Origin of the sequence: Comamonas sp. GB3 AK4-5 (assembly GCF_041320665.1) — a bacterium.
Classification (GTDB): Bacteria; Pseudomonadota; Gammaproteobacteria; order Burkholderiales; family Burkholderiaceae_C; genus Comamonas.
Genome location: NZ_CP166730.1, coordinates 1,410,498 through 1,436,840, shown reverse-complemented (window position 1 = coordinate 1,436,840; position 26,343 = coordinate 1,410,498). Strand labels below are relative to the sequence as shown.

The following is a 26,343-nucleotide window of genomic DNA, read 5'->3' as shown; positions in this document are numbered from 1 at the left end:
GCCTGGTTTGTAAGCTTTACGTAGTCTTCACCGAGACCGTCTGGCGCCTCCCAAAGGCTTGCGCGATGCGGGTTTCGAGACCATGGCACTCGCTGGCAGGCTGGCGCTTCCGAGCTGCGCCTTGCCCGCATGCCCGACCGGCATCCACGCCTGCGCACTACACTTCGCTACTTTGTCGCTGCCCGCCCCACCATGACCTACTGCGTCGCCATCAAGCTCCATGCCGGACTGGTGTTCCTGTCCGACTCCCGCACCAATGCCGGACTGGACCAGATCAGCTCTTTTCGAAAAATGATGGTCTACGAGCAGACCGGCGAGCGCTTCATGGTGCTGCTGTCGGCGGGCAATCTGTCCATCTCGCAGTCCATACGCGAAATCCTGCAGGCCCAGAGCATCCACGACGATGCCACTGGCGAGCGGCTCACCATCTGGAATGCCAGCAGCATGTTCGATGCCGCCCGCGTACTGGGTGCCGCCGTGCGCCATGTGTACGAGCGCGACGGCGCGGCCCTGCAGCGCGCCGGTGTGGACTTCAATGTCTCGCTGCTGTTCGGAGGCCAGATCCGGGGCGAGGGCATGCGCCTGTTCCAGGTGTATTCGGCCGGCAACTTCATCGAGGCCACCCACGAGACGCCCTACTTCCAGATCGGCGAGACCAAGTACGGCAAGCCCGTGCTGGACCGCGTCATCACCGCCGATACGCCGCTGGACGAAGCCGCAAAATGCGCGCTGGTGTCCATGGACAGCACGCTCAAATCCAATCTGACCGTGGGCCTTCCGCTGGACATGGCGATCTATGCAGCAGACCGCTTCAGCTCCGACAAGCTGGTCTGCATCGACGAACACAACCCCTATCTGCGCATGCTACACGAGCGCTGGGGCGAACGCCTGCGCGCGGCCTTCGACAGCCTTGACAGCCCGGACTGGAACAACGCCAACAGCAGCCCCCCGATTCGGGTGCAAAGCGTGCGCGCACAGCCGCTGAAGAAAATCACCACCCCCAGCGAAAAGCTGGTGTAAGCCCTTGCGGCTAGATTGCCCTGCCATGCTTCCCGTTGTCTTTGCCCACGCCAACAGTTTTCCGGCCGGCACCTATTCCCTGCTGTTTGAGCTGCTGCAGCAGCGCGGCATGGAGGTGCAGGCCGTGGACCGCTTTGGCCATGACCCGCGCTTTCCCGTCTCCAACAACTGGCCCCATCTGGTGGACCAGCTGGCCGAATTCGCCCAGGCCCAGCAGGCACGCTGGGGCAGTGCGCCCTTTCTGGTGGGCCATTCTTTAGGCGGCTTCTTGAGCGTGATGGCGGCGGCCAAATACCCCGAGCTCGCCCGGGGCGTGCTGATGCTGGACTCCCCCTTGATTGCCGGCTGGCGCGCCACCACCCTGGGGGTGGCCAAACGCACCCAGCTGGTGGGCAGCGTCTCCCCCGGCAAGATCAGCCAGCGGCGGCGCAACAGCTGGCCTTCCCCCCAGGATGCACACAGCCATTTCCAAGCTAAGCGCCTGTTTGCCCAATGGCATCCCCAGGTGCTGAACGACTATCTGGCCTCTGGCCTGGAGGCCGATGCCCAGGGCCAGCAGCGCCTGCGCTTTACCCGCGAGGTGGAGACCGCCATCTACAACACGCTGCCGGACAACCTCAGCAGCTGGCTGGCCCGCCACCCGCTGCGCTGCCCCGTGGCCTTTATCGGCGGGCGCGCCTCGCGCGAGATGAAGCAAGTCGGCATGGATCTGACCCAGCGCATCACCCAGGGCCGCATCAGCATGCTGGATGGCAGCCATCTTTTCCCCATGGAGCAACCCGAGGCGTGCGCTGCCTCCATGGAAGCGGCCCTGCTCAACCTGGAATTTGTCCGCCAGCGCGCACAACGTTAACAACAAATATTTCTGGGATTTGCCTCGTTTTGAGGCGGCCATACAGCGCTTGATGCTTTGTTGCGTGCCCTGGCCGTATAGGAATACTGTCTGCGGGCACGCGCCGCGCCTGAAGCGCTGTCTGGCCGTTGGGGATGTTGGTTGAACGCCCGCTGTGCTGCGCTGGCCCGCTCCGGCCGACTGAAAAATCCAGGTTTCTGACTCGTAGCACCGACATCATCTTCACTCCGAGCTTGAGCATGTCGTGCCCACGGGGACTTCTTTCGTAGAGCAAGGATGGGATTTGACCCACGCTGCATAAAACCGGCGCAGCCTAGCCCAGGGACAGCGAGCAAGGGCCGCCCCGCAGCGAGGCTGTCGTCCCCATCCGGCGCGCAGCGCCAGAGAGGGGGAAGGCGCGTCAGCGACTCAGGGGGAGGCTTTCCAGAACCAATTGGGTATTCCAGGGCAGGCCCTGCAAATCGTCGTAATGCGCCACCATCACCCAGCGGTTTTGCACGCCGGCCTGCTGCGCCAGCAGCGCGTGCAGATAGGCCACCGAAGGGCGGTCCAGCCCGGCGATGGGCTCGTCAATCAGCACCAGGGCCGCACCACTGGCCAGGCCGGCCGCCATCCACAGCTTGCGTGCCGTGCCGGTGGACAGGGCCAGCCAGGGTTTGTCCAGCGCCGTCTCCAACTGCCAGTGCTGCACATGGGCTTGCCACTGCGCGGCCTGCCAGCGTGGGTAGCGGCTTTGCTGCGCCCCCACCCAGTCCTTCACCAATTGCTGGGCCTGGTCTGCACTCTGGGCCTGGCGCGGGTCCATCCAGAAGCAGTCCTGCGCCTGCAGCGGCTGGCCAGCCAGCAGCACCTGTCCCGCGCGCGGTGGCTCTGCGCCCGCCAGCACCCGCAGCAGGCTGCTCTTTCCCGCGCCATCGCCCCCTTGCAGCAAATGCAGCCCCGGCGCCCAGCCATGGTTCCAGCCCTGGCACAGCTGCCATGGCCCATGGCCGATCTCCAGCCCTTGCAGCTGTAGTTGATGTGACGCAGACAAGCTGCGGGGTGCAGGCAAAAAACCGGGAACCACAGACGGCATGGGTGAGTCCATTCCTTTGAGAGACGATGAGGGGCATGCCATTCTAGAAACCATGGCGATGCCCAGACACCGCACAATCTGCGCCCTTGCAGGATTTCATGCCCATGACCACCGCCCTGGACTATCTGATTTTTGACTACAGCGAAGACGACGAAGGCACCGCCACCTGGGACGCCATGGCCACGGTGCGTGCCGAGCGCCTGCCTGCATTGGAGCAGGAGGTGCTGCAGGTGCTGTGCTGGGCCGAACGGCAATTTCCCCAGCAACGCGGTGCCATCGATGAAGGCGCGGCCTGGGACTTTGATCTCAGCGCCAGCGATGGCGCAGGCCACGCCATTGCGCTGGATGCGGACCTGCATGCCTCCGCGCTGCGCCACCCGCCCGTGGCCAGCGATGCGCTGCTCACCCTCTCCCTCACGTTGACGGGCCGCAGCAGCTTTGCCGAAGCCTTTGTCCAGCATTTCGCCGTGGACTAGGCCTGCACGGCAGCGCCAGCCCGCGGCGCTGCAGGCTTCAAATTCTCAGTCAAAACAGCGTGTAAAGCGCTGCCCAGCTGCACAAGCAGCTACTGAAAATGCAGCAAAGCCGGCAAACCTCCACAACGGGTTTGCCGGCTTTTTTGTGCAGTGTCAGCGTTTGCTTCCAGCTAAGCGCCCAGAATCCCTGCGATGGCCGCAGCATGCGCGTGCAGCATATGGTCTTTCCCTGGCCGGCCTATGAGCTGCACCCCCAGCGGCAGATCATGGGCCGAGTGCCCCACGGGCAAGTGCATGCTGGGCCAGCCCAGCAAGGACCAGGGCCGGTTCGGCAGGGACGAGCCAGTGCTGGTCAGGCCCTGTGGTGCAGGGCCGATGGCACTGGGTGCCATGATGCAGGCCGCTGATCCCAGCACCTCGGTGAGTTGCTGCGCCAGACGCCCGCGCGCCTGCTGGGCGCGCGCATAGCTGTCCCGGTCAATGGTCAGGCCCTGGGCAATGGCGCTCTTGAGCAGGGGACTGAGCAAATGCTCGCTGGCCTGAAAGGTCCCCAACATGCCACGGGCCAGCTCGTAGCGCACCGTGAGCTGGTGCAGCTCCGCCAGTTGCTGCAGATAGTGCGGCATGGCGTCTATGACTTCGACGGCCACACCGTATTGCTGCAGCGCCATGGCGGCTTTTTCCAGCACCACCACGGCCTCGGGCTCCAGCTCGGGCCAGCCGCGCACCAGCACCATCTTCTGTGGCAAATCCAGTGCGGCAGGCGGCTGCTGGGTCAGGGTGCACAGCAGCTGGCTGGACAGTGCAACGTCGCGCGTGAACCAGCCAATCGTGTCCAGGGTTTCGGCCGTGACCATCATGCCCTGGCGGTGCAGCAGGCCAAAACTGGGCTTGTAGCCGACCACACCGCAATAGGCCGCAGGCCGCATCATGGAGCCGCCGGTTTGCGTGCCCAGTGCAAAGTCCACCATGCCGGCAGCCACCGCAGCGGCCGAGCCACTGGACGAGCCCCCCGGCGTATGTGCCAGGGCGTGGGGATTGCATGTGGGGCCGGGCTTCACAAACGCGAACTCGGCGGTCACGGTCTTGCCAATGGGCATGGCGCCTGCGGCACGCAGCTGCGCCACCACCGCGGCGTCCCAGTCTCTGGGAGTCTCTGGCATGCCCTCGCAGCCGTAGCGCGTGGGCATGCCCTGAACGTCCATCACATCCTTGACACCGAACTTCAACCCGGCCAAAGGGCCGCCGGCTTCCTGGGCCGCCTCCTGCATGGCAGGAAGCCATGCCCATGCCTTGATCTGGACCTCGGACATGAATCCGTGCCGCTGCCACTCCCACATATGCACTACCTCTTCGTTATCCATGGCGCTGTGCGCCGGCCGCAGCCCTCCATCGCCCAGCAGCCACCCCCTCCCCAAGCGGGAGAGGGAAGCGACCTGGCCGCGCAGGGCCCAGGCAATCTCAGTTCAGCTGAATGCCACGGTCCTTGATCAGCTGAGACCATTTCTGGGACTCGGATTCAATGAACTGCTTGAACTCCTGGGGCGTTCCACCAGCCACTTCGGCACCTTGCGACTCGACCACCGAGCGGTAGTTGGGATCTTTCAAGGCCTTGTTCACGGCGGCGTTGAGGCGGTCGACGATGGCCTTGGGTGTGCCGGCAGGCGCCACAACACCAAACCAGTTGAAGGCCACCATGCCCTTGAGTCCCAGTTCCTCGAACGTGGGCGTATCGGGCATGGCCTTGAGGCGGGTCGGGCCGGCCACGGCCAAAGGCACGATGCGGGGCTTGTCGCCACCCACATAGCCCATGAACAGGCTGGGCAGCTCCATGTAGAAGTCGATATTGCCGGCCATGAGGTCGTTCAGCGCCGGTGCGCCACCGCGATAGGGCACGTGCACGGCCTCGACCTTGGCCAGTTGCTTGAACAGCTCGGTGCTCAGGTGCGAAGCACTGCCCGCGCCCGTGGAGCCATAGCTCAGCGCATGGGTGGCTTTGCCTGCCATCAGGTCTTTGGCCGACTTGATGGAGCCATTGGCCTTGGCAGCCATCACCACGGCGCCGCGCTCGATCAGGGCCACCGGAGCCAGGTCTTTTTGCGGGTTGAACTGCATGGTTGAGCCGTACAGGTGGGCGTTCACCGACAGGGGCGCAAAATTGCCCAGGCCTATGGTGTAGCCATCGGGCTTGGCCTTGGCGATGGCCGTGGTGCCGATGTTGCCGCTGGCACCGGGCTTGTTGTCCACCACCACGGTCACGCCCAGTTCCTGGCCCATGAGTTGCGCCAGCTGGCGCGAACGCGTGTCCGAGCTGCCGCCTGCCGCATAGGGAACGATGAAGGTAATGACCTGGCTCGGATAGGCCGGCTGGTTGGCCGCTGCGGTCTGGCACAGGCCCAGTCCGGCAACACCCAGAGCCAGCAACTTCGCGACGGTGGTTCTACGATTCCCCATTTGAATGTCTCACTTCTACAATCTATTGTTGATAAGCCGCTGCATGAGCCGCTTGGGCAAAGCGTTGGTTGGCGCTCGGGGCAATAGTAGGAAACAGGAGAGCACCGGGTCCAATACCGCTTTTGGATGGATTAATAGGATGCGTGTCTTAATGTGATGATCGATAGTCGCTTGCTGCGCGCCTTCAAGGCCGTGGCCGAAGAATTGCACTTCGGGCGGGCAGCCCAGAGGCTGAACATGAGCCAGCCGCCCCTGAGCCTGAGCATTCGCCAGCTGGAGGAGCAGCTGGCCGTGCCCCTGTTCGTCAGGACCACGCGCAATGTGCAGCTCACCAGCGCCGGCGCCGAGCTGCTGCAGCGCCTGCCCGAGATCGAAACAGCACACCGCCTGGCCATCGAGGCCGTGCGGCAGACCGGCCTGGGCATGGAGGGGGAGTTCGCCATCGCCCTCACGCCCACGGCGGCCTTCTCGCCCATTCCCCAGGTGCTGCGGCGCTTTTGCGAGCAGTTTCCGCGCGTGCAGCTCACGCTCAAGGAGATGAATTCACGCGACATGGGCCAGGCCTTGATGGCTGGCCACATCGACCTGGCCATTGCCCGGCCGTTTGCCCTCAGCAATGCCCTGAGCTCGCAGGTGATTTACCGCGAGCCCATGTTTTTGAGCCTGCCCTCCGAGGGCCTCAAAGAACCCGTGGGCTCGGTCAGCCTGCAAGAGGCCATGCAGACCCGCGTGATCGGCTACCACTCCAAGGACTCGCATTACTTCAGCGATCTGCTGGAGCGTTTGTTTGTACAGGCGGACCTGCCCACCCGGCCGACCCTGCTGTCCATGGTGCCCACCATCTTGCTGCTGGTGGAAAGCGGCATGGGCACGGCCATTGTTCCGCACTCGCTGACCCGGTTGCGCAATGACACGCTCACCCACCTCCCCATCAACGGCATCGAACATGTCACGGCGGAGCTGGCAGCGGTCCATCGCAGCGACGACACCTCGGTCTGCATGCACAGCTTTTTGCGGCTGCTCAAAGACCAACTCACATAAGCCATAAGAACATGCCCACACCGCACCCCATCCCTATTGCGGTCTTGATGGTCTGCATGGGCAATATCTGCCGCAGCCCCACTGCCCATGGCGTGCTGCGTGCCGGCATTGCCGCACGCGGCTGGCAGGCGCTGGTCACGGTGGATTCCTGCGGCACCCATGGCTACCATGTGGGTGAAGCCCCTGATGCCCGCTCCCAGCAGCACGCATTGCAGCGTGGCTATGACCTGTCCGATCTGCGAGCCCGCCAGGTGCAGGCCGAGGACTTCCAGCGCCACGCATTGATTCTGGCCATGGACCCGCAGAACATGGCCCGGCTGGAACAGCTGTGCCCACCCGCCCTGCAGCACAAGCTGCATCTGCTGACCCAGTTCTGCCTGCACCACCACAGCGCCAGCGTGCCCGACCCCTATTACGGTGGCAACCAGGGCTTTGAAAAAGTACTGGATCTGGTGGAAGACGCCTGCGAAGGCCTGCTGCAGCATCTGGCGCGCCTGCACCCGCAGCTGCCATAGGGCGCGCCCCCTCGCGCCTGCCGGCCGCGCGAAATGACCCACATCAAGCCTCGCGTTAACCCTTAATGCTTCATATTTAGTAGCATCAAATGCAGACAGCAACTAGGGATTCCACCGTCACGCTGCCGTCAGAAACGACCGACAGTGCTCCGTAAAATCGCGCCTTCGTAAGCGTCTTGCGGTTTGGTTTGTCAGTGCGCACCGTCACTGGCATGCAGGACTGCGGGCTTTGCGCTTCGCCATTCTTCGGAGACACCATGCAGGCTTTACTCAAGCTATCCAGAGGCATAGACCGGCTCAACGCGCTGGTCGGCCGCTACGTTATCTGGCTGATCCTGGCCGCCACCGTCATAAGCGGTATCAACGCGGTTGTGCGAAAGGTCTTCCACACCAGCTCCAACGCCTTCCTGGAAGTGCAGTGGTATTTGTTTGCAGCCTCTTTCCTGCTGGCCGCGGGCTACACCCTGCTGGAGAAAGAGCATGTGAAGGTGGACGTGCTCAACGCCAAGCTGTCGCTGCGCACCCGGGTGTGGATCGATGTGCTGGGCTTTGCCCTGTTCCTGCTGCCCATGTGCGTGGTGGTGCTGCGCTACGGCACGCCGTTTTTCCTGCAGGCCTGGAGCAGCGGAGAAATGTCCAGCAACGCCGGCGGCCTGATTCGCTGGCCCGTCTACCTGATGATGCCCCTGGGCTTTGGCCTGCTGCTGCTGCAGGGCGTCTCGGAGTTCATCAAGCGCATTGCCTTTTTGATGGGCCTGATCGATGACCCCACGGTCAAGATCGTGGAGAAAACCGCAGAAGAAGCGCTGGCAGAAGCCATACGCAAAGCCGAAGAAGAAGCCGCGCGCAACGGCGCCAAGCACGCCTGAACGCGGGAGACACAGCGATGGAATTCCTAGCCAACAATATGGCCCCGATCATGTTCGCGGGCCTGATCTGCTTTTTGCTACTGGGCTTCCCCGTGGCCTTCAGCCTGGGCGCCTGTGGCCTGTTCTTTGCCGTGGTCGGCATCGAAATGGGCGTGCTGCCCGAAGCCCTGATGCAGGCGCTGCCGCTGCGCATCTACGGCATCATGCAAAACGAAACGCTGCTGGCGATTCCCTTTTTCACCCTGATGGGGCTGATATTGGAGCGCAGCGGCATGGCCGAGGACTTGCTCGACACCGTGGGCCAGCTGTTCGGCCCCATTCGCGGCGGCGTGGCCATCGCGGTGATCTTGGTGGGTGCCATGCTGGCCGCCACCACCGGTGTGGTGGCGGCTTCGGTGATCTCCATGGGCCTGATCTCGCTGCCCATCATGCTGCGCTACGGCTATGACCGGCGCATCGCCTCGGGCGTGATTGCGGCCTCGGGCACGCTGGCGCAAATCATTCCCCCATCACTGGTGCTGATCGTGCTGGCCGACCAGCTGGGCCGCAGCGTGGGTGATCTGTACAAGGGCGCTTTTGTCCCCGGCTTCATGCTGGTGGGCCTGTACATGCTCTTGATTTTTGCACTGGCCATCTTCAAGCCCGCCCTGGTGCCGGCCCTGCCGCCCGAAGCGCGCAGCCTGAAGGAAAAAGACGGCTCCTCCGGCCTGCCTTCGCTGCTGGTGCTCACCGTGCTGTGCGTGGGCGTGTCCCTGTTCGCCGCCCACAACATGGAAGCCATCCACACCTGGCTGTCCGGTGAAGTGGTGGAGAAAGTGGCCACCGATGAAACCATCGTCTTCGCCATGTGCTTTGGCGTGGCCCTGGCCTTTGTGGCCGCCTCCATCAACCGCATCACCCGCATGGGCCTGCTCTCTCAGGTGGCTGAAAAAGTCACCTTTGTGCTGATCCCGCCGCTGCTGCTGATCTTCCTGGTGCTGGGCACCATCTTCCTGGGCATTGCCACGCCCACCGAGGGCGGCGCCATGGGTGCCTTGGGCGCCATCATCCTGGCCTTGCTGCGCAAGCGCCTGAACTACCAACTGCTGCGCCAAGCCCTGGTGGGCACGACCAAGCTGTCCTGCTTTGTGCTGTTCATCCTGATCGGCGCCACCATGTTCGGCCTGACCTTCCAGGGCGTGGATGGCCCGCTGTGGGTGGAGCATCTGCTGGCCGGCCTGCCTGGTGGCCAGCTAGGCTTTTTGATCGTCGTGAACATCATGGTGTTCGTGCTGGCCTTCTTCCTGGACTTCTTCGAGCTGTCCTTCATCGTGGTGCCGCTGCTGGCCCCGGTGGCCGACAAGCTGGGCATCGACCTGGTGTGGTTCGGCGTGCTGCTGGCGGTGAATATGCAGACCTCGTTCATGCACCCGCCCTTCGGCTTTGCACTGTTCTTCCTGCGCTCGGTGGCCCCGGACAAGGAGTACACCGACAAGCTCACCAAGCAGCGCATCGCCCCGGTGACCACGACGCAGATCTACATGGGCGCCATCCCCTTCCTGTGCATACAGCTGCTGATGGTGGGCCTGATCATTGCCTTCCCGGGCATTGTCTCCAGCGGCCTGGACGAGAAGGTGGACTATGACCTGGACAAGGTGCGCGAGCAAATGGAGACCGATATGGCAGCGCCCATAGACTTCGAGAATCCCTACATGGAAGCCTCGCCGGAGGCTGCCCCTGAACCAGCCCCCGAGACCGCCCCCGCCGCCGAGGACGACCCGCTCAAGGCCATGCAGGACGCGCTGCAAAGCGAGTCCCCCGCCAAGTAAGCACCCCAGCGCCCCCTGCGCCCCATCCAACCCCTGCGGCCCCGGCCCAGGGGTTTTTTCATGCCCAGGCCATTCCACGCGCACAGGAAAGCTACAAAAAAGTGAGCGTCCATAGCGTTTGCACGCTGCACTTTTGAGCGCCTGGACCTGATTAGCGGCATGCCTCAGATGCAGTTTCACTGCGAATTGCGCTGCTGCGCAGACATGACATTCCGAGGCCGGGTCTCGCCCCGGCAGGCGACTTCATTTTCTTGAACGCTCAAGAAAACAGAAGCAAAAGAAACCGCCCCTGCTGCCCATGTCCCTGCGCTTCGCTTCGGGCAAGCTCGGTGCTCGATCCCTGGGCGGTGCCGCAGAACTCGCGGCGCGGCGTAGCCGCTCTGCTCAAACATGCTGCGGCAAGCTTGACCACGAAGCAGCTGTGTCCTGCGGCACAGCTGCCCGCCCCGCGCTCTGCGCGCCGAGCCATGGGCAAAAGGGGGAAGGCGGGAACCGAATACCTGCCCTGCATAGGCTGTGCCGTTGACGAACTTTATCTCCAAGCCATAAACACCTGATGCTTCGTCACGCTGCTGGCGCTGCGGTTATTCCCCTTCTATACACGCCTGCGGCGCACAGCACACAGGGCCGCATGGCTGCCGTAGGACAGCCATGCTTCGTCAACTGACTTGCCGCGGCTGTTCGAGCGGAGCGCTGAAAGCGCGCAGAGAGTTCTGCGGCAGGCCCTGTGTGCTGGGTGACGCAGGTTGCCCCGGCGCGACAGCGCTGGGGTCGGGGATAGAGGGGCGCATTGGTCTCCACTTACATGGCTACGCCATATAAGTTCCGCCCCACGCAAGCGTGAACTTCGCCTACCTTCTTGTGCGAGCAAGAAGGTAGGTCGCCCGCCGGGGCGAATTCCCGGCTTCGGAATATCACTTCACTGCAGTGCCTGAGATAAGTACCTAATCAGGTACTTGAATTTGGAAACCCAATACACAAACGCTGTAGCCGCTCTGGTTTGATGAGCAGTCAGGCCAGTGATTGCGACGTCAAGCCATGCCCCGCGGGGCAGACGGTTTTCCCACGCGGGGCCTGGCAGCCCGTTACACTGCCTGCTGGGTGCCCACCCCATACGGGGGTGATGGCAGGTTGTTGCAGCACAGGTCGGGCCGCCTGTGCATCACAGGCCACAACTCCGTCCATGCACCCTCACGACCCGCAGGGCCAGGCGTCCGCGCACGCCGCCCAGACCGCCACCGCGCTCCACCCCGACTTTCCCGCACCCAGCCCGCATATTCCGCCGCTGCAGCGCGCCACCGAACGCGCCCAGGCCCATATCGCCCATTGGCTGCATATCGAGGCCATGAGCGGCACCGTTCTGTTGCTGGCTGCTGCCTGTGCCCTGTTGTGGGCCAACTCGCCCTGGGCAGCCAGCTATTTCGCCACCTGGCACCAACCCGTGGCCCTGACCCTGGGGCCCTGGAGCTGGCAAACCGATCTGCACTTCATCGTCAACGATGTGCTGATGACCATCTTCTTCCTGGTGGTAGGCATGGAAATCCGGCGCGAGCTGCACCAGGGCGCCCTGTCCCAGCTGCGCCTGGCGGCCTTGCCGGTGCTGGCCGCATTGGGCGGCGTGGTGGTGCCCGCCCTGCTCTACCTGGGGCTGAGCTGGGGCGAGCCCGCCGCGCGCAATGGCTGGGCCATTCCCACGGCCACCGACATTGCCTTTGCCGTGGGCGTGCTGGCCCTGCTGGGGCGGCATATTCCGGGGCCGCTACGCATCTTTTTGCTGGCCCTGGCCATCATCGATGACATCGTGGCCGTGCTCATCATTGCCTTTTTCTACTCCGGCGGCCTGGCCTGGCAAGGCCTGGTCGTGGCCCTGGCGGGCCTGGCCTTGGTGCTGCTGTTCAAGCGCATGGGCCTGGCCAGTGCCTGGGCCTATGTGCTGCCCGGTGCCGTGCTGTGGCTGGGCCTGCTCTATACCGGCGCCCACCCCACGCTGGCCGGCGTGGTGCTGGGGCTGATGACGCCCGTGGCCCTGCGATCGGCCCGCGCCCATCCCTTGGAGGCCGCCCACCAGGCGCTGGGCCGTGTGCAGGGCCATGCCGAGCAAGGCCGCTTTGACGCTGCAGCCCTGCACCAGGAGCTGCGTACCGTGGAGCGCGCCCAGCGCGATCTGCTGCCTCCGGTGTTTCGCCTGCCGCAGCTGCTGCACCCCTGGGTGGCTTTTGGCGTGATGCCGCTGTTTGCCCTGGCCAATGCCGGTGTGCAGCTTGATGGTGTGGACCTGTCCGCCAGCGCCCCGCAGGCCGTGGCCTGGGGCGTGCTGCTGGCCCTGGTGCTGGGCAAGCCCGTGGGCGTGGTGCTGGCCACGCTGCTGGCCGTGCGCAGCGGCCTGTGCGCCCTGCCCCCAGGGGTGAACCTGCGCGGCGTGCTGCTGGTGGGCCTGCTGGCCGGCATTGGCTTCACCATGGCCATTTTTGTGGCCGGCCTGGCCTTTGACGATGCAGCCCTGCTGGGCGCGGCCAAGCTGGGTATTTTGGCGGCCTCGGCCACCTCGGCCGTGCTGGGTCTGGCCTACGGCCTGCTGGTACGCCACCGCCTGGCGCAGTAAGACACCGTACTGCCCACATGAAAAAACCGGGCAGCTGCCCGGTTTTTTGTGCTCCTATGGATTCACACCCTCACAGCTTTTGCGCCGACATGAAGTTGTCAAAACGCGACTCTGCAAAGCGGAACCACAGCACCTGGTCGCGCTGGAAGTTGCGGTAGTCGGCGTAAATCTTCTTCCAGTCGGGGTTGCTGGAGTCCAGCGTACCGTACAGCTCCATGGTGGCCTTGAACGAGGCATCCATCACGGTCTGCGGGAAGGGCAACACCTTGGCCTTGGCGGCCACCAGTTGCTTGAGTGCACCAGGGTTGCGGGCGTCATAGCGGGCCTGGGTGGTCACATGGGCCTCGTGGGCTGCGGATTTGACAATGGCTTTTTGCTCGTTGCTGAGGGTGTTGAAGGCCTTGTCGTTGATGTAGAAGGACAGGTTGAGCGATCCTTCCCACCAACCGGGGTAGTAGTAAAAAGGCGCCACCTTGTTCAGACCGAGCTTGAGGTCGTCATAAGGACCAATCCACTCGGCCGCGTCGATGGTGCCTTTTTCCAGCGACTGGTAGATCTCGCCGGCCGGGATGTTTTGCGGCACGGCGCCCAGCTTTTCCAGCACCTTGCCGGCAAAGCCGCCGACGCGGAACTTCAGGCCCTTGATGTCTTCCGGACTCTTGATCTCCTTGCGGAACCAGCCTCCCATTTGCGCGCCGGTGTTGCCGCCGAGCATCGGCACGATGTTGTACTTGGCATAGAACTCAGTCATCAGCTTGGCGCCGTTGCCATCCACCATCCACGAGGTCAGCTGGCGCGAGTTCATGCCAAAGGGAATGGCGCCGCCAATGGCAAACACCTCGTTCTTGCCAAAGAAGTAATACGGCGCGGTGTGGGCCATTTCCACCGTGCCGTTTTGCACGCCATCCACCACGTTGAAGGCGGGCATCAGCTCGCCGGCCTGGTGCACCGAGACCTCAAACTTGCCCCCCGACATGGCCTTGACGGCCTGGGCAAACACCTCGGCCGAGCCGTAGATGGTGTCCAGCGACTTGGGGAAACTCGAGGCAATGCGCCAGCGCACCATGGGCTGGGCATGCACGGCTGGCGCTGCAGCGGCAGCCAGCACACCGGCAACGCCGGCATGCTTGAGTACGGAACGACGGTCCATTTACTTCTCCTTGTGTTGACTCAGGTTGCGGGAAGCGAATCCGCTTCTGTGGCGGATTTCAGGCACAAAAAAGCCGACCCATCGTTCGATGTGAATCGAACTTCGGTGTCGGCTTGCAGTGCAAGCTGCAACCTAGTCCTCGCGGAATGTGTTGCAGCATGGGAACCTATCAGAGCTTGATCGAGGCCATATAGCTGTTGTAGCGGAACTCGGAGAACTTCTCCCACAGCAGCTGGTCACGCTGGAAGGCGCGCATGTCCTGGTGGATCTTCTTGAACTCGGGCGACTTGGCCTCGTGCTCGGCAAACACTTCCATGGCGGCCTTGTAGCCAGCGTCCATGGTGTCCTTGGGGAAGGCCTTGAGAATGGTCTTGTCGGCCACCAGCTTCTTCAGCGCGATGGGGTTGACTGCGTCGTACTTGGACGTCATGTCGCGGGCCGCGATGCGGGTGGCCGCGTCCACAATGGCCTTGTTCTCGGTCGACAGCGCGTTGTAGGCCTTGTTGTTCACAAAGAAGCCCAGCTCGGCACCACCTTCCCACCAGCCGGGGTAGTAGTAGTAAGGCGCCACCTTGTTGAAGCCCAGCTTCTGGTCGTCGTAGGGGCCGACGAACTCGGTGGCATCCAGCGTGCCCTTTTCCAGAGCCTGGTAGACATCACCGGCAGGCATGTTCTGCGAGACCACGCCCAGCTTGGCCATGGTTTCACCGAACAGGCCGCCGCCCAGGCGCATCTTCAGGCCCTTGAGGTCGGCCACCGACTTGATTTCCTTGCGGTACCAGCCGCCCATTTGCGTGCCAGTGTTGCCGGCGCTGTAGCTCTTGATGTTGTAGTTGGCGCAGAAGGCATCGAACAACTTGCGGCCGTTGCCATGCTCCATCCAGGCATCCATCTGGCGTGCGGTCAGGCCAAAGGGCACGGCGCAGCCGAAGGCAAAGATGGAGCTCTTGCCCGTGAAATAGTAGGGAGCCGTCAGCGCCATTTCGATGGTGCTGTTCTCCAGCGCGTCCACCACACCAAAGGCGGGCATCAGCTCGCCGGCAGCGTGCAGGGAGACTTCAAACTTGCCGCCGGACAGCGCCTTGACCGTTTGCGCAAACTTCTCGCCGCTGCCGAAGATGGTGTCCAGCGATTTGGGGAAGCTTGCAGCCATGCGCCAGCGCACCGCGGCCTGGGCATGTACGGCAGGGGCGACACCAGCCGCCAACACGCCAGCCAGGCCAGCCTTTTTGATAAGGGAACGACGGTCCATTTTTTCTCCTGAAAAGTGCACATGAAGCAGCTGCAGCAGGCGCCGGGGGACGATGGCAGCGCAACAGTGCGCGATTGTAGGAAGGGACAAATGCACGCCCCGCGGGGGTAAACCCCCAATTTGGTGCATATGCCCAGCCGGGCTTCAGACAACTGTCAGCCGTCGCCCAGCCTGGCGCTGCCGGAACCCGCAACGCGAGGCGGGAGCAGCACTCTCCGACGAATGCCGTGGCATTTCCGGCGCTGCTCTTTCAAAGTCTTACCGCCTTGTATGACCTGCTTACCGCAGGCCCGGACATCATGCAACGCGCCCCACTCCCGCTTGCGGTTTCACGGCCCCGGCCTTGGTTGTTTTCCTATTTTTTATTTCGCCTATGTCAAGCAGTCCCCTCCAGACCTTATGGAAGCTCAGCGGCCTGAGCGTGGCCTTGCCCAGCCAGAACGCACGCCTGCTGCAAATACAGCTGCCCGAGGGAGCGGACACACCAGCGCTGGTGGTGGAGCGTTTTGACGGCCATGAGGGCTTGAACACCTTGTTCGCCTTTGACGTCACCACACTGTGTGTGGATGCCAGCTTTGCCCCCGCCAGCTTGATCGGCCAGGAGCTGACGCTGCGCCTGCTGCAGGCCGATGGCAGCTTTCGCGCCTGGCATGGCGTGCTCCAGGGTTGCGATGCCCTGGGCGGCGACGGCGGCCTGGCCCGCCACCAGCTGTATCTACGCCCCTGGGTATCGGCCCTGCAGCTGCGCCGTGACAGCCATGTCTGGGGCATGCAAACCCTGCCCGATATCCTGGCCGACATCTTTGTCGACTACCCCAATGCCCACTTTGCCATCCAGGCCCAGCGCGATTGGGAAGCCTATCCCACAAGGGTGCAGCACCACGAAAGCGATCTGGACTTTGTGCTGCGCCTGCTGGCTGATGAAGGCCTGAGCTATCGGTTTGAACACCAGCAAGATGGGGATGACAGCAATTCAGGCACAAACGGCTCACAAAGCCCGCCCTCTCAGCACAAGCTGCTCATTTTTGATGAGCGCACCGAATTCCCCGCCTACCCGCTGAGCCCCATACGCTTTCACAGAGTCGATGCCACCGAGGGCCGCGACAGCATCACCCGCCTCCAGGCCATGCGCCAGGCCGTGCCCCAGATCGCCACCGTCTCCTCCTGGGACCACAGCCGCTTGCACGCCCCCTCGGCCCAGACCCGCAGCGCACTCGATCTCGGCCAGCTGCCACTGCTGGAGCAGCACATGGCCCTGGGCACCCAAGGCCATGCCGACAGCGATGCAGCCCAGACCCAGGCCGAGCATTGGCTGCAGCATTGGGAGGCCCAGGCCAAACGCTGGCGTGCCGAGTCCAGCGTGCGCGATCTGGCCCCCGGCCAGCACTTTGCCTTGAGCGGCCATGAGCGTTATGGACAGGAAGCGGGCACGGATTTACAGCTGCGCCCCACACAGCTCTGGCACCGGGCTGCCAACAACCTGGGCGCACAAATGGCCCAGTTGCTACAGCGCCCGGAGATCGAAGCCGGCAGCTACCGCAACCGCTTCGAGGCCCTGGATGCCAAGGCTGCCATCCTCCCCACACCCAGGGCCAAGCCCTGCGCACCCGACGCCATGCTGGCTCTGGTCGTAGGCAAGGAGGATGACAGCGAAGATGCGCACAACACGGCCGAAGGCAGCGGCCGCCACGCCGTGCACACCCAGCGCGACCACCGCGTCCAAGTGCGCTTTTACTGGCAGCAGCATGGCCCCGCAGGCAATACCGCCACAGACGCTGCAGATGCTGCAGACACGCCACGCAGTGCCACGGCCTCCCGCAGAAAAAGCCACACACCCAGCGTCTGGCTGCGCGTGGCCACGCCCATGGCCGGGCCCAACTGGGGCGCTTTTGTGCTGCCCCGGGTGGGCACCGAGGTGCTGCTGTCTTTTATCGACGGCGATATCGACCGCCCCCTCGTCAGCCAGCAGCTGCACTCCGCCCAGGACCTGCCGCCCTGGAGCGCGGGCCAGGACGGTGCAGGCAACCACCCTGGCGTGATCTCGGGCTGGCATGCCACCAGCCTGGACGGCAGCGGCTACAACCAATGGTTGACCGACGATGCGCCCGGCCAGGTGCGCACCCGCCTGGCCTCATCCCAGGCCGCCAGCCAGCTCAACCTGGGCCACCTCATCAACCACGCCCCCGACAGCAGCCAGCGCGGCGCCTGGCGCGGCACGGGCGCCGAGCTGCGCAGCGATGCCTGGACCGTGGTGCGCGCCGGCGAAGGCTTGCTGATTAGCTCCACCGCCCAAGCCAAGGCCGCCGGCACGGTGCATGAGGCCAGCGCCGCCGTGGGGCAGTTCCAGGCCGCCCACGACACGGCCCAGCGCATCCACGATGCCGTGACCCAGGCCCAGGGCCTGCCGCTGCAAGCCACCGCAGACCTGCAAGCCTTTATTGATGACCTGAACCCGCAAGCCAAAGGCAAGCTGCCCGATCAGCTCAACGGCCAAAGTGCCACCATCGCAGCCCCTGGCCAGCGCCAGGGCACACAGCCCGTGCCCGCCTTCGCAAGGCCGGCCATGGTGTTTGACGCCGCCAACAGCCTCAACGCCGCCACACCGGCCAGCACCGCCATCTATGGCGGCCAGGCCCTGCACTGGACCAGCCAGCAAGACTGGCATGCCGCAGCCGGGCGCACCCTGGCCATGGCCGCAGGCGGCAGCGCCGGCCTCTACAGCCAGCAAGGCGGGCTCAAGGCCATCGCCCAGGCCGGCCCCGTCTCCCTGCAAGCCCACCAGGGCCCGCTGGAATGGACGGCCCAGGACAACATCACCGTCACCAGCAGCGGCGAAGACGTGGAAGTGCTGGCCCAGGGAAAGATCAGGCTGGCTGCGGGCGAGGTCAGCATAGAGCTCGACGGAGAGAACATCACGCTGACCATGCCGGGGCTGCTGGACATCAAGGGGGTGACCAAGAGCTTTGTGGGGCCGGGGGGGAGCCCGGCGGCGCTGCCGGATTTGCCCGCAGGAGAGGTGGAGTTGGAAACGCCACGCATCAAACCTCCGGCTCGGAAATTCAACTTTTCTCTCTAAGCCATGATCATCAGCCCACCGTTCCTTCCCCTGAAAGACACAGCGGTTTACAGCGAAGAGGATGTACGCACCCTCATGCCCAACGCCGCGCCTGGCAATGGCTTTTTCCCCGTCAGCCAAGCCATGGCATGGCATGGAGGAATGCATTTCACAGCCACATCGGCCGAGGAGCCCGTTCGCGCCATTGCAGATGGGGTGGTCATTTTCAAACGCGATGCAGAACTGGTGCGCTACGACGCCCAAGACCATTCCACGGGCTGCGTCGTGCTGCGCCACACGACCGAAATAGGTGCTCAGGGAGATACCGCAACGGAAGTGGTGTTCTATTCCATCTACCAACACCTGCGCAAACTCGACAAGGACTTGCCCGCTGTAGGTCAGCCCATCTACCGCAAGGACAAGCTGGGACTGGCGGGCTTTATCCATGGCACAGCCAACCGTATCCACCTGGAAATCGTCGCGGGCGACGCCGATGCCCAAAAGCTGCTGGGCCGCAGCACAGGGGACTTGGATTTGACACGCGATGGCCGCAGCGATGCGGTCTATGGGCAGATCTATGTGCTGCTACCCGCCCAAAGCGCTTGTTATGCAAGCGATCCTCGCGCAGCCAACAACCCAGCCCCTTCAGGCGATAGCGGCGCAGAGCAGCTCGTCATAGGGATTCAACATGCGATGGGGCAAGCAACATTAACCACCTACCAACTCACCGGAGAGGTTCAAGGGGTTCCCGTTCCAGAAAAGGACGCTGAGTACAACCTTTACACGGAGGCCACTCAACGCCACAACAATCTGCGCACTAATCTGCAAATAGGCAACAGTGCAACCGCGTTGCCAGATAGCAGCCCCAGCGGCTGGTATGAGCTGCTGCGTTTTGGCCGCAACCTGGGGCCTGACCCTTTGCCCAGCAATGCAGCCCACTGGCGCAAGGTCTCTCTCCCTGGCCAAGCAGGGGCCGTTTGGGTGGACCTGAATGCTGCTGGCACCAAGAAATTCAGCGATGCGGATTTCCCGCACTGGATGGGCTGGAAGCTGGTGGATGACGATATCGAGGACAGCAACAGCCAATGCAACTCGGCCATGATCGATGCCATGCTCTCGCCCCCTGCACAGCCTCAAACGGCACCAAGTTTGACGGGTTCCACATCACCAGCACCCGAAATGGCACAAACCACGCCCGCTCAAAAAGCCGCAAACCGACTGCGCAGCTTGGCCGACACGGATATCCAGCGGCAGCTAGGCAAGACCATTTGCAAATTCCCCACCGAATGGGCTGATGCCGAAGTACGCACACGCTGGGCCTGGGTACGCGAACAGGGGAGTCCTTATGTTCCCTACCCGCTACAGGATGAAAGTGATTTCACGGAAATGAGCGACTTTGCGCAAAAGCTCTGTTTTTGGGAAAAATTACCGGTGGAGGATAAGAACCGCCTCACGCAGAAGCACTGGCATTTAAATCCCGTGGAGTTTATTGTTCATTTTAGGAAGTGTGGGTGGTTGAGTGCAAAGGAGTTCATGCAACTCCTGCCAAAACAAGTTCTACGTGAAAAAGGTAAAGATGAAGCTATTTGGGAGCGCGTTGGTACTGATATTAGTAAATCAGACAGTATTTTTATTAAACATAGAAAATCTCAAAATATCATGATGAGAAAATATGGAGTAAACAAACCATATCGCATGGCTGCATATTTTGGAAATTCCATTCAAGAGACCCAATGGTGGGGTAAGCTTCATGAAGGTTTAAGTTCAGCATGGTATGCCCCATGGGATGGCCGTGGATTTTTACAACTTACCCACCCTTACAATTACATGAATTACTGGCGTTTCAGGGGAAGAGAAATTGATGATTCTCTTTATCAATCCATGGCTGACGCCAGCAACAGCAAAAAAAGTGTTGCTGATAAAGATTGGCCTAAAATTACAGAGCAGATAAAGCTATGGCGAGATCAAGTTGCTGGTGATGGCGCCTCTTTCAGCATAGAAAACATCCACTCCCCGGCAGACAGTGCTGGTTTTTATTGGATAAAAAACAATATGGCGACATATGCTGACAAAAAAAGCACTATCACAAGAAACACCATTAAAACAAATAATAGCATAAAAACATACTACAGTAGTCAGAGTTTTTGGAATGCATCAGCATCAGTAAACTTACCTAGTGCTGTAAATAATTACAATCGAAATTTCAACGGTTACATTGCCCGCTGTGTTCCTTGGGCTCAGGCACTTGCAGTTCTAGGAGAAATATCATTCCCAGATGCTTCAGGTGTACTGACAATTTCATTTCCAGAAGGATATTTACCCAGGCGATAATCATGAGATTAAAAATATCTGACTATTTTTTTCTAGTAGCTTTTTTCATCGCAAATTCACATGCAGAAGAGCAACGACAATATATACCCATCGCCACTTCATATTTTTCCGAGGTTAATATACCATCCTTCAGAGAAAATTCCGAATCAAAAAACTGTCATATAAATATTCTCAACCCTTACAATGCAAGTATTGGAGGAAGCGGTTATCGACATGCAATAATAAAAAACATGAAGTCTGTGTACAATGAATTAGGGTTTAGTTTTATTTGCTTTGAGAAATTTTCTGATGATTGGCAAAAGGGCAGAGCGATACAGTTCGATGAACAAAAAAAAATCTGGATTAAAAATATAAAAAACCGCCTTGATACCAGTGATGATCCTGAGCTTGCCAATATTTTAGATAAAGTCACAGAGATAAAAAATATTAAAGCAAAAAATAGTCAAGGATTTGCTATCACAGAAGATGATATCAATGGCGATGAGGAAAGAAGGCGGCGAATGCTAGATTTTTGCCTTATACACAAAACTCAGGTTCTATGCGGCAACGGTCGCATAATGATGCTAAATGATCCCAGAAGCAATTTACTCCCTTATGCTTTGGAAATTATTCAAAGTATTGAATTTCTCGATTAATATAGAGGCGATATCAATTTTCAGTAAAAATACCCACTAAAAAGCCCTCATCCTGCAAACAGGATAAGGGCTTTTTAGAAGGTACGAGAAACTGCTTGAAAGCCGGCCTCACCCCTCCACAAACCGCTCCCGAATAGAGCGCTCTATACCCGCGGCATCCAGCCCCTGCAGCGCCAGCAGCTTGACCGGGTCGCCATGTTCGATGAACTGGTCGGGCAGGCCCAGCTGCAGCAGCGGCTTGGCCAGGCCTGCGGCGGCCAGGGCCTCACCCACGGCGGAGCCGGCGCCGCCCATGGTGCAGCCGTCTTCCACGGTGACGATGGCGTCGTGCTCGGCAGCCACCTGCAGCAGCAAGGCCTCGTCCAAGGGCTTGGCCCAGCGCATATTCACCACCGTGGCGTCCAGGGCCTCGGCGGCTTGCAGCGCTGGGTAGAGCAGCGTGCCAAAGGCCAGGATGGCGATCTTCTTGGAGGTGCTGTTCCCTGCGGATTCGCGGCGGATTTCGCCCTTGCCAAAGGGCAGGCCTTCCAGGCTTTGCAGCGGCTCCACGCCCACACCGGCGCCGCGCGGGTAGCGCACGCAGACGGGGTGGTTCTGTTCGTAGGCAGTGCTCAGCAGCTGGCGGGTTTCGCGCTCGTCTGCCGGGCAGGCCATGCTCATATTCGGAATGCAGCGCACAAAGGCGATGTCGTAATTGCCGGCGTGCGTTGCGCCATCAGCGCCCACCAGACCTGCGCGGTCCAGGGCAAACACCACGGGCAGGTTTTGCAGCGCCACGTCGTGGATCAGCTGGTCATAGGCGCGCTGCAAGAAGGTGGAGTAGATGGCCACCACGGGCTTCAGCCCTTCGCAGGCCATGCCACCGGCAAAGGTGACAGCGTGCTGCTCGGCAATGCCCACATCGTGGTAACGGCCGGGAAAGCGCTGGTGAAACTCCACCATGCCCGAGCCCTCGCGCATGGCCGGGGTAATGCCCACCAGGCGCTGGTCCTTGGCGGCCATATCGCACAGCCAGTGGCCAAACACCTGGGTAAAGCTTGGCTTGGGCGGTGTGGCCGGCTTGACCAGGCCCACGGCAGGGTCGAACTTTCCGGGGCCGTGGTAGGCCACGGGGTCAGCCTCGGCCAGCTTGTAGCCCTGGCCTTTTTTGGTGACCACATGCAGAAACTGCGGGCCCTTGAGGCTTTTGATGTTCTCCAGCGTGGGGATCAGCGAGTCCAGATCATGGCCGTCGATGGGGCCGATGTAGTTGAAGCCGAACTGCTCAAACATGGTGGCCGGCACCACCATGCCCTTGGCCTGCTGCTCCAGGCGCTTGGCCAGCTCCAGCAGCGGCGGCACCTGCTTGAGCACGCTCTTGCCCACATCGCGCGCCTTGGCGTAGAACTGGCCGCTCATGAGCTGGGCCAGATAGCGGTTCAGCGCGCCCACGGGCGGGCTGATGCTCATGTCGTTGTCGTTGAGGATGACCAGCAGGTTCGCATCGGCCACGCCGCCGTTGTTCAGCGCCTCAAAGGCCATGCCCGCCGTCATGGCGCCATCACCGATCACGGCAATCGCACGGCGGTTTTCACCTTTTTGCTTGGCCGCCATGGCCATGCCCAATGCAGCCGAGATGCTGGTGGACGAGTGCGCCGTGCCGAAGGCGTCGTACTCGCTTTCGCTGCGCAGCGGAAAGCCCGACAGGCCGCCGAACTGGCGCAGCGTGGCCATGCGGTCACGGCGGCCAGTGAGGATTTTGTGCGGATAGGTCTGGTGGCCCACGTCCCAGACGATGCGGTCATAGGGCGTCTCGAACACGCGGTGCAGGGCCACGGTGAGCTCCACCGTGCCCAGGTTGGAGCTGAGGTGGCCACCGGTCTTGGAGACGCTGTCCAGCACATAGGCGCGCAATTCCTGCGCCAGCGCCTTCAGGTCGCCACGGGACAGGGCGCGCAGGTCGGCCGGCGCATTCACTTTCTGTAGCAGGGGGTAGGCGTTGGTGGTCATCAGCTATTTTTTTGAGAGCTGCTCATGCAGAAAGGGCCTACATAAGCAGCAGTTTTCATCAATGGGTCGGTGGTCTGGCGGCTCCCAGCTGAACCGCCAGGCAGCCTCAGTGCGAGCGGTCCACCACCATGTGCGCCAGGGCACGCAAGGCCTGGGTATCTTCCAGGCCGCTGCCAGCAAGCGCGCTCAGTGATTCTTGCAGCAAAGCGCCGGCATGGGCGCGAGCGCCCTCCAAACCCATCAGGGAGACATAGGTGGGCTTATCGTTGGCGGCGTCCTTGCCTGCGGTCTTGCCCAGTGTGGCGGAGTCGGCCACCACGTCCAGCACATCGTCCACCACCTGGAAAGCCAGGCCCAGCGCAGCACCATAGCGCTGCAAGGCCTGCAGCGCTGTCGCATCCGCCTGGCCACAGGCCGCGCCCATCAACACGCTGCCCTCCAGCAGGGCTCCGGTTTTCAGGCGGTGCATCTGGCGCAGTTGGTCTTCATTCAACGGCAGGCCCACGCTGGCCAGGTCAATGGCCTGGCCACCGGCCATGCCCTGGGCACCGGCAGCGCGGCCCAGCAGGCGGCAGAGCTTGGCCTGCATGGCGGCGGGCACGGTGTCGCCTTCAGGGGTGAGCAGCTCGAAGGCCAGGGCCTGCAAGGCGTCACCCGCCAGCAAGGCGCGTGCTTCGCCAAAAGCCACATGCACCGTGGGCTTGCCCCGGCGCAGCACATCGTTGTCCATGCAGGGCATGTCGTCGTGCACCAACGAATAGGCGTGGATCAGCTCCACGGCACAGCCGGCGCGCAGCGCGGCCTCGGCATTGCCGCGTACCGCCTCGCAGGCGGCCAGCACCAGCAAGGGGCGCAGGCGCTTGCCGCCATCCAGCACGGCGTAGCGCATGGCCTCGCCAAGGCCTGCCGGCGCATCCACGCCCACCCAGGCCGACAGCGCTTGTTCCATCGCTTGCAACTGCACCTGGCACCAGGCGGACAGGTCGAACGCCCCTGCCTTCACATCCTCACTCATTGCTTGCATCACTCCTGGGCCCATTTCTTCAGCGTCTCGCCGTCCAATACTTTGATCTGGGCTTCCACCACATCCAGCTGCTCGCGGCAGAAAGCCAGCAGCACAGAGGCGCGGCGGTAGCCGGTGAGCATATCGTTCAGCGGCAATTGGCCCGACTCCATGCGCACGGCCAGCTGCTCCAGCTCGGCCACAGCCGCCTCATAACTCTCTGGCGTCTCAATGGGATCGGGGGGCGCGGAGGCCTTTTTGGGCATGGCAGCTCTCGAAGGGAAGAAAACCCAGGATTCTAGGCGCTGTGCCTGACTGTAAGAGCGTGTTGACGATCTCCTCGCGGCGCGCCAGTGTCTTTGCGGGATGGGATACAAGGCGCGACACCGCAGCAATAGCCGTGCTATTGCGAGGATTCGCAACACAGTAGACCGCCCGCAAAGGCACTGGCCCGAAGGGTTGGAGCGAAATCGGGCGATTTCTTCGCGCTGTGGCTTGCTTGCACCCTGGTGCAAGCTGCGCTCCATCGCTTCGAACTCATCCCGATTGCGCTCCAACACGCCTGCGTAGAGGGCGTAAACACGCTCTAAAAGGCCAGAGACCTCGCTTGCCCTTGCGCCCCCTGATCCAACCAATGCAACTGGCGCAGCTCGGGCCAGAGACTGCGGGCAAGGGCCACCCCGAAGTGATGCCCTCCTCCCGCAGCCCGCACCGAGCTACGAGCGCGAGGGGTGGGGGAAAGCGTTTCAAGAGGCAATTAACGAAAATCCGAATACACATACATACGGGGCGGAAATAACCCCACCACCTACAATCCCATTCCCGTCGAACCGGCCCCACGGCGCCTGTGCAACAAGACGGACGCCCCGCTGTGCAAGCCTCTTGCCAGCCAAGCCTGTCCGCTTTCTGCCAGCCCCATGGCCGGTTTTTGTTTTCATTGCGTGCGCACGCGCACCCTCCCGTGGGGAGTCTTTAGGTCAGGTCTTCCATGTCTGATTTAAGTCTTCAACTGCAGCAGGCGGCCAGCCAACTACCAGTTTCCAGCTATTTCGATGAAGCGCTGTTCCAGCGCGAAATGGCAACCATCTTCCAGCGAGGACCACGTTATGTGGGCCACGCCATCTCGGTCCCCGAGGCAGGCGACTACTACGCTCTGCCACAAGAAAACGAAGGCCGTGCCCTGGTGCGCAATGCCAGCGGCAAGGTGGAGCTGATCTCCAACATCTGCCGCCACCGCCAGGCCGTGATGCTCAGGGGCCGGGGCAATCTGCTGACCGAGGGCAAAGGCCATGCCGGCGGCAACCTCGTCTGCCCCCTGCACCGCTGGACCTACAGCCCCAGCGGCGAGCTGCTGGGCGCGCCCCACTTCAGTCACGACCCCTGTCTGCATCTGAACAACTACCCGCTGCAGGAATGGAACGGCATGTTGTTCGAGGCCAATGGCCGCGACGTGAATGCGGACCTGGCAGGCATGTGCCTCAAGGAGCAGCTGCGCTTTGACGGCTTTGTGCTCAGCCATGTGGAAATGCACCAGTGCAACTACAACTGGAAGACCTTTATCGAGGTCTATCTGGAGGACTACCACGTAGGCCCCTTCCACCCCGGCCTGGGCAACTTCGTCACCTGCGATGACCTGCAGTGGGAATTTGCCAAGGAGTACTCGGTGCAGACCGTGGGCGTGGCGCCCAGCTTTGGCCAGCCAGGCTCCGAGGTGTACAAAAAATGGCACGAGGTGCTGCTGCAGTATCGCAACGGCGAGCTGCCTGAGCGCGGCGCCATCTGGCTGACCTATTACCCCCACATCATGGTGGAGTGGTATCCGCATGTGCTCACCGTGTCCACGCTGCACCCTGTCAGCCCGACGCAGACCATGAACGTGGTCGAGTTCTACTACCCCGAAGAAATCGCCGCTTTTGAGCCCGAGTTCGTGCAGGCCCAAAAAGCCGCCTACATGGAAACTGCCATCGAAGACGACGAGATCGGCGAGCGTATGGACGCAGGCCGCAAGGCCTTGTATGAACGCGGCGACAACGAGGTCGGCCCCTATCAAAGCCCCATGGAAGACGGCATGCAACATTTCCACGAGTGGTATCGATCCACGATGGGTGAGCACGTGCCCCAAGGCTGAGGTTTTTGTTAGCATTTGCAAAGCTGCCGGCGCTTGGAAAAAAGCGTCGGCAGCTTTTTTCGTTCTGCAAGCCGCAGTCAGCGGCCC

General features: G+C 61.9%; 20 protein-coding genes. 12 read left to right on the top strand and 8 right to left on the bottom strand.

Annotation, left to right across the window (positions count from 1 at the left end; all coding sequences use genetic code 11):
* The first annotated feature begins 192 nt into the window (after positions 1-192).
* A complete protein-coding gene (locus ACA027_RS06415; RefSeq protein WP_370681568.1) occupies positions 193-1,020 on the top strand; it encodes a peptidase in 828 nt (275 codons plus the stop codon).
* A gap of 25 nt (positions 1,021-1,045) precedes the next feature.
* Positions 1,046-1,873: an alpha/beta hydrolase gene (locus ACA027_RS06410; RefSeq protein ID WP_370681567.1), complete on the top strand. Its 828-nt coding sequence runs from the start codon at positions 1,046-1,048 to the stop codon at positions 1,871-1,873.
* Positions 1,874-2,273: 400 nt separating this feature from the next.
* Here ACA027_RS06410 and ACA027_RS06405 read toward each other — a convergent pair whose 3' ends face one another.
* Positions 2,274-2,948, bottom strand: coding sequence for an ATP-binding cassette domain-containing protein (locus tag ACA027_RS06405; RefSeq protein WP_370681566.1), 675 nt, complete (start codon positions 2,946-2,948; stop codon positions 2,274-2,276).
* Positions 2,949-3,046: 98 nt separating this feature from the next.
* Here ACA027_RS06405 and ACA027_RS06400 point away from each other — a divergent pair, with 98 nt between their 5' ends.
* Positions 3,047-3,424: a hypothetical protein gene (locus tag ACA027_RS06400; protein ID WP_370681565.1), complete on the top strand. Its 378-nt coding sequence runs from the start codon at positions 3,047-3,049 to the stop codon at positions 3,422-3,424.
* 170 nt (positions 3,425-3,594) lie between these two features.
* Here the strand turns inward: ACA027_RS06400 and ACA027_RS06395 are convergent, their stop codons facing one another.
* Together ACA027_RS06395 and ACA027_RS06390 are read right to left on the bottom strand one after the other, a co-directional pair.
* The gene (locus ACA027_RS06395; protein ID WP_370681564.1) at positions 3,595-4,788 is read right to left on the bottom strand and encodes an amidase; all 1,194 of its coding nucleotides are present in this window, start codon (positions 4,786-4,788) and stop codon (positions 3,595-3,597) included.
* A 97-nt stretch (positions 4,789-4,885) separates the two neighbouring features.
* Complete coding sequence (locus ACA027_RS06390; RefSeq protein WP_370681563.1) at positions 4,886-5,878, bottom strand: Bug family tripartite tricarboxylate transporter substrate binding protein; 993 nt, start codon at positions 5,876-5,878, stop codon at positions 4,886-4,888.
* A gap of 156 nt (positions 5,879-6,034) precedes the next feature.
* Between ACA027_RS06390 and ACA027_RS06385 the strand changes: the two genes are divergently transcribed.
* The 5 genes from ACA027_RS06385 to nhaA all read left to right on the top strand — a co-directional run bounded on the left by ACA027_RS06385 (position 6,035) and on the right by nhaA (position 12,713).
* Positions 6,035-6,919 carry a LysR family transcriptional regulator gene (locus ACA027_RS06385; RefSeq protein ID WP_370681561.1) on the top strand — a complete coding sequence of 295 codons (885 nt, stop codon included), beginning with the start codon at positions 6,035-6,037 and terminating at the stop codon, positions 6,917-6,919.
* 11 nt (positions 6,920-6,930) lie between these two features.
* Positions 6,931-7,434, top strand: a complete 504-nt coding sequence (locus ACA027_RS06380; RefSeq protein ID WP_370681560.1) for a low molecular weight protein-tyrosine-phosphatase — start codon at positions 6,931-6,933, stop codon at positions 7,432-7,434.
* 257 nt (positions 7,435-7,691) lie between these two features.
* Positions 7,692-8,303: a TRAP transporter small permease subunit gene (locus tag ACA027_RS06375; RefSeq protein ID WP_370681559.1), complete on the top strand. Its 612-nt coding sequence runs from the start codon at positions 7,692-7,694 to the stop codon at positions 8,301-8,303.
* 17 nt (positions 8,304-8,320) lie between these two features.
* On the top strand, positions 8,321-10,111 hold the full coding sequence (locus tag ACA027_RS06370) for a TRAP transporter large permease subunit (protein WP_370681558.1): 1,791 nt from the start codon (positions 8,321-8,323) through the stop codon (positions 10,109-10,111).
* Positions 10,112-11,294: 1,183 nt separating this feature from the next.
* On the top strand, positions 11,295-12,713 hold the full coding sequence (nhaA, locus tag ACA027_RS06365) for a Na+/H+ antiporter NhaA (RefSeq protein ID WP_370681557.1): 1,419 nt from the start codon (positions 11,295-11,297) through the stop codon (positions 12,711-12,713).
* Positions 12,714-12,783: 70 nt separating this feature from the next.
* Here nhaA and ACA027_RS06360 read toward each other — a convergent pair whose 3' ends face one another.
* Together ACA027_RS06360 and ACA027_RS06355 are read right to left on the bottom strand one after the other, a co-directional pair.
* Complete coding sequence (locus ACA027_RS06360; protein ID WP_370681556.1) at positions 12,784-13,863, bottom strand: TRAP transporter substrate-binding protein; 1,080 nt, start codon at positions 13,861-13,863, stop codon at positions 12,784-12,786.
* 169 nt (positions 13,864-14,032) lie between these two features.
* Positions 14,033-15,115: a TRAP transporter substrate-binding protein gene (locus ACA027_RS06355; RefSeq protein WP_370681555.1), complete on the bottom strand. Its 1,083-nt coding sequence runs from the start codon at positions 15,113-15,115 to the stop codon at positions 14,033-14,035.
* A 373-nt stretch (positions 15,116-15,488) separates the two neighbouring features.
* Here ACA027_RS06355 and ACA027_RS06350 point away from each other — a divergent pair, with 373 nt between their 5' ends.
* The 3 genes from ACA027_RS06350 to ACA027_RS06340 are packed head-to-tail and all read left to right on the top strand — an operon-like array spanning position 15,489 to position 21,136.
* Positions 15,489-18,191 (top strand): type VI secretion system Vgr family protein, encoded by a 2,703-nt coding sequence (locus ACA027_RS06350; protein WP_370681554.1) that lies wholly within the window; start codon positions 15,489-15,491, stop codon positions 18,189-18,191.
* Positions 18,192-18,194: 3 nt separating this feature from the next.
* Positions 18,195-20,501: a hypothetical protein gene (locus ACA027_RS06345; RefSeq protein WP_370681553.1), complete on the top strand. Its 2,307-nt coding sequence runs from the start codon at positions 18,195-18,197 to the stop codon at positions 20,499-20,501.
* A 2-nt stretch (positions 20,502-20,503) separates the two neighbouring features.
* Positions 20,504-21,136 (top strand): hypothetical protein, encoded by a 633-nt coding sequence (locus ACA027_RS06340; RefSeq protein ID WP_370681552.1) that lies wholly within the window; start codon positions 20,504-20,506, stop codon positions 21,134-21,136.
* 108 nt (positions 21,137-21,244) lie between these two features.
* On the opposite strand, the gene dxs is transcribed toward ACA027_RS06340, so the two are convergent.
* From dxs to xseB, 3 genes are all read right to left on the bottom strand, one after another.
* Positions 21,245-23,125 (bottom strand): 1-deoxy-D-xylulose-5-phosphate synthase, encoded by a 1,881-nt coding sequence (gene dxs / locus ACA027_RS06335; protein ID WP_370681551.1) that lies wholly within the window; start codon positions 23,123-23,125, stop codon positions 21,245-21,247.
* A 106-nt stretch (positions 23,126-23,231) separates the two neighbouring features.
* Positions 23,232-24,149 (bottom strand): polyprenyl synthetase family protein, encoded by a 918-nt coding sequence (locus tag ACA027_RS06330; protein ID WP_370681550.1) that lies wholly within the window; start codon positions 24,147-24,149, stop codon positions 23,232-23,234.
* On the bottom strand, positions 24,149-24,394 hold the full coding sequence (xseB, locus tag ACA027_RS06325) for an exodeoxyribonuclease VII small subunit (protein WP_370681549.1): 246 nt from the start codon (positions 24,392-24,394) through the stop codon (positions 24,149-24,151). The genes ACA027_RS06330 and xseB overlap by 1 nt, the downstream gene beginning before the upstream one ends.
* A 722-nt stretch (positions 24,395-25,116) precedes the next feature.
* Between xseB and ACA027_RS06320 the strand changes: the two genes are divergently transcribed.
* The gene (locus ACA027_RS06320; RefSeq protein ID WP_370681548.1) at positions 25,117-26,256 is read left to right on the top strand and encodes an aromatic ring-hydroxylating dioxygenase subunit alpha; all 1,140 of its coding nucleotides are present in this window, start codon (positions 25,117-25,119) and stop codon (positions 26,254-26,256) included.
* Positions 26,257-26,343 lie beyond the last annotated feature (87 nt).

What these genes read in the sequence shown, in the direction of transcription:
- ACA027_RS06415 (WP_370681568.1), top strand. Translation starts at nt 193, where the DNA reads ATGACCTACTGCGTCGCCATCAAGCTCCATGCCGGACTGGTGTTCCTG.
- ACA027_RS06410 (WP_370681567.1), top strand. Translation starts at nt 1,046, where the DNA reads ATGCTTCCCGTTGTCTTTGCCCACGCCAACAGTTTTCCGGCCGGCACC.
- ACA027_RS06405 (WP_370681566.1), bottom strand. Translation starts at nt 2,948, where the DNA reads ATGCCGTCTGTGGTTCCCGGTTTTTTGCCTGCACCCCGCAGCTTGTCT.
- ACA027_RS06400 (WP_370681565.1), top strand. Translation starts at nt 3,047, where the DNA reads ATGCCCATGACCACCGCCCTGGACTATCTGATTTTTGACTACAGCGAA.
- ACA027_RS06395 (WP_370681564.1), bottom strand. Translation starts at nt 4,788, where the DNA reads ATGGATAACGAAGAGGTAGTGCATATGTGGGAGTGGCAGCGGCACGGA.
- ACA027_RS06390 (WP_370681563.1), bottom strand. Translation starts at nt 5,878, where the DNA reads ATGGGGAATCGTAGAACCACCGTCGCGAAGTTGCTGGCTCTGGGTGTT.
- ACA027_RS06385 (WP_370681561.1), top strand. Translation starts at nt 6,035, where the DNA reads ATGATCGATAGTCGCTTGCTGCGCGCCTTCAAGGCCGTGGCCGAAGAA.
- ACA027_RS06380 (WP_370681560.1), top strand. Translation starts at nt 6,931, where the DNA reads ATGCCCACACCGCACCCCATCCCTATTGCGGTCTTGATGGTCTGCATG.
- ACA027_RS06375 (WP_370681559.1), top strand. Translation starts at nt 7,692, where the DNA reads ATGCAGGCTTTACTCAAGCTATCCAGAGGCATAGACCGGCTCAACGCG.
- ACA027_RS06370 (WP_370681558.1), top strand. Translation starts at nt 8,321, where the DNA reads ATGGAATTCCTAGCCAACAATATGGCCCCGATCATGTTCGCGGGCCTG.
- nhaA (WP_370681557.1), top strand. Translation starts at nt 11,295, where the DNA reads ATGCACCCTCACGACCCGCAGGGCCAGGCGTCCGCGCACGCCGCCCAG.
- ACA027_RS06360 (WP_370681556.1), bottom strand. Translation starts at nt 13,863, where the DNA reads ATGGACCGTCGTTCCGTACTCAAGCATGCCGGCGTTGCCGGTGTGCTG.
- ACA027_RS06355 (WP_370681555.1), bottom strand. Translation starts at nt 15,115, where the DNA reads ATGGACCGTCGTTCCCTTATCAAAAAGGCTGGCCTGGCTGGCGTGTTG.
- ACA027_RS06350 (WP_370681554.1), top strand. Translation starts at nt 15,489, where the DNA reads ATGTCAAGCAGTCCCCTCCAGACCTTATGGAAGCTCAGCGGCCTGAGC.
- ACA027_RS06345 (WP_370681553.1), top strand. Translation starts at nt 18,195, where the DNA reads ATGATCATCAGCCCACCGTTCCTTCCCCTGAAAGACACAGCGGTTTAC.
- ACA027_RS06340 (WP_370681552.1), top strand. Translation starts at nt 20,504, where the DNA reads ATGAGATTAAAAATATCTGACTATTTTTTTCTAGTAGCTTTTTTCATC.
- dxs (WP_370681551.1), bottom strand. Translation starts at nt 23,125, where the DNA reads ATGACCACCAACGCCTACCCCCTGCTACAGAAAGTGAATGCGCCGGCC.
- ACA027_RS06330 (WP_370681550.1), bottom strand. Translation starts at nt 24,149, where the DNA reads ATGCAAGCAATGAGTGAGGATGTGAAGGCAGGGGCGTTCGACCTGTCC.
- xseB (WP_370681549.1), bottom strand. Translation starts at nt 24,394, where the DNA reads ATGCCCAAAAAGGCCTCCGCGCCCCCCGATCCCATTGAGACGCCAGAG.
- ACA027_RS06320 (WP_370681548.1), top strand. Translation starts at nt 25,117, where the DNA reads ATGTCTGATTTAAGTCTTCAACTGCAGCAGGCGGCCAGCCAACTACCA.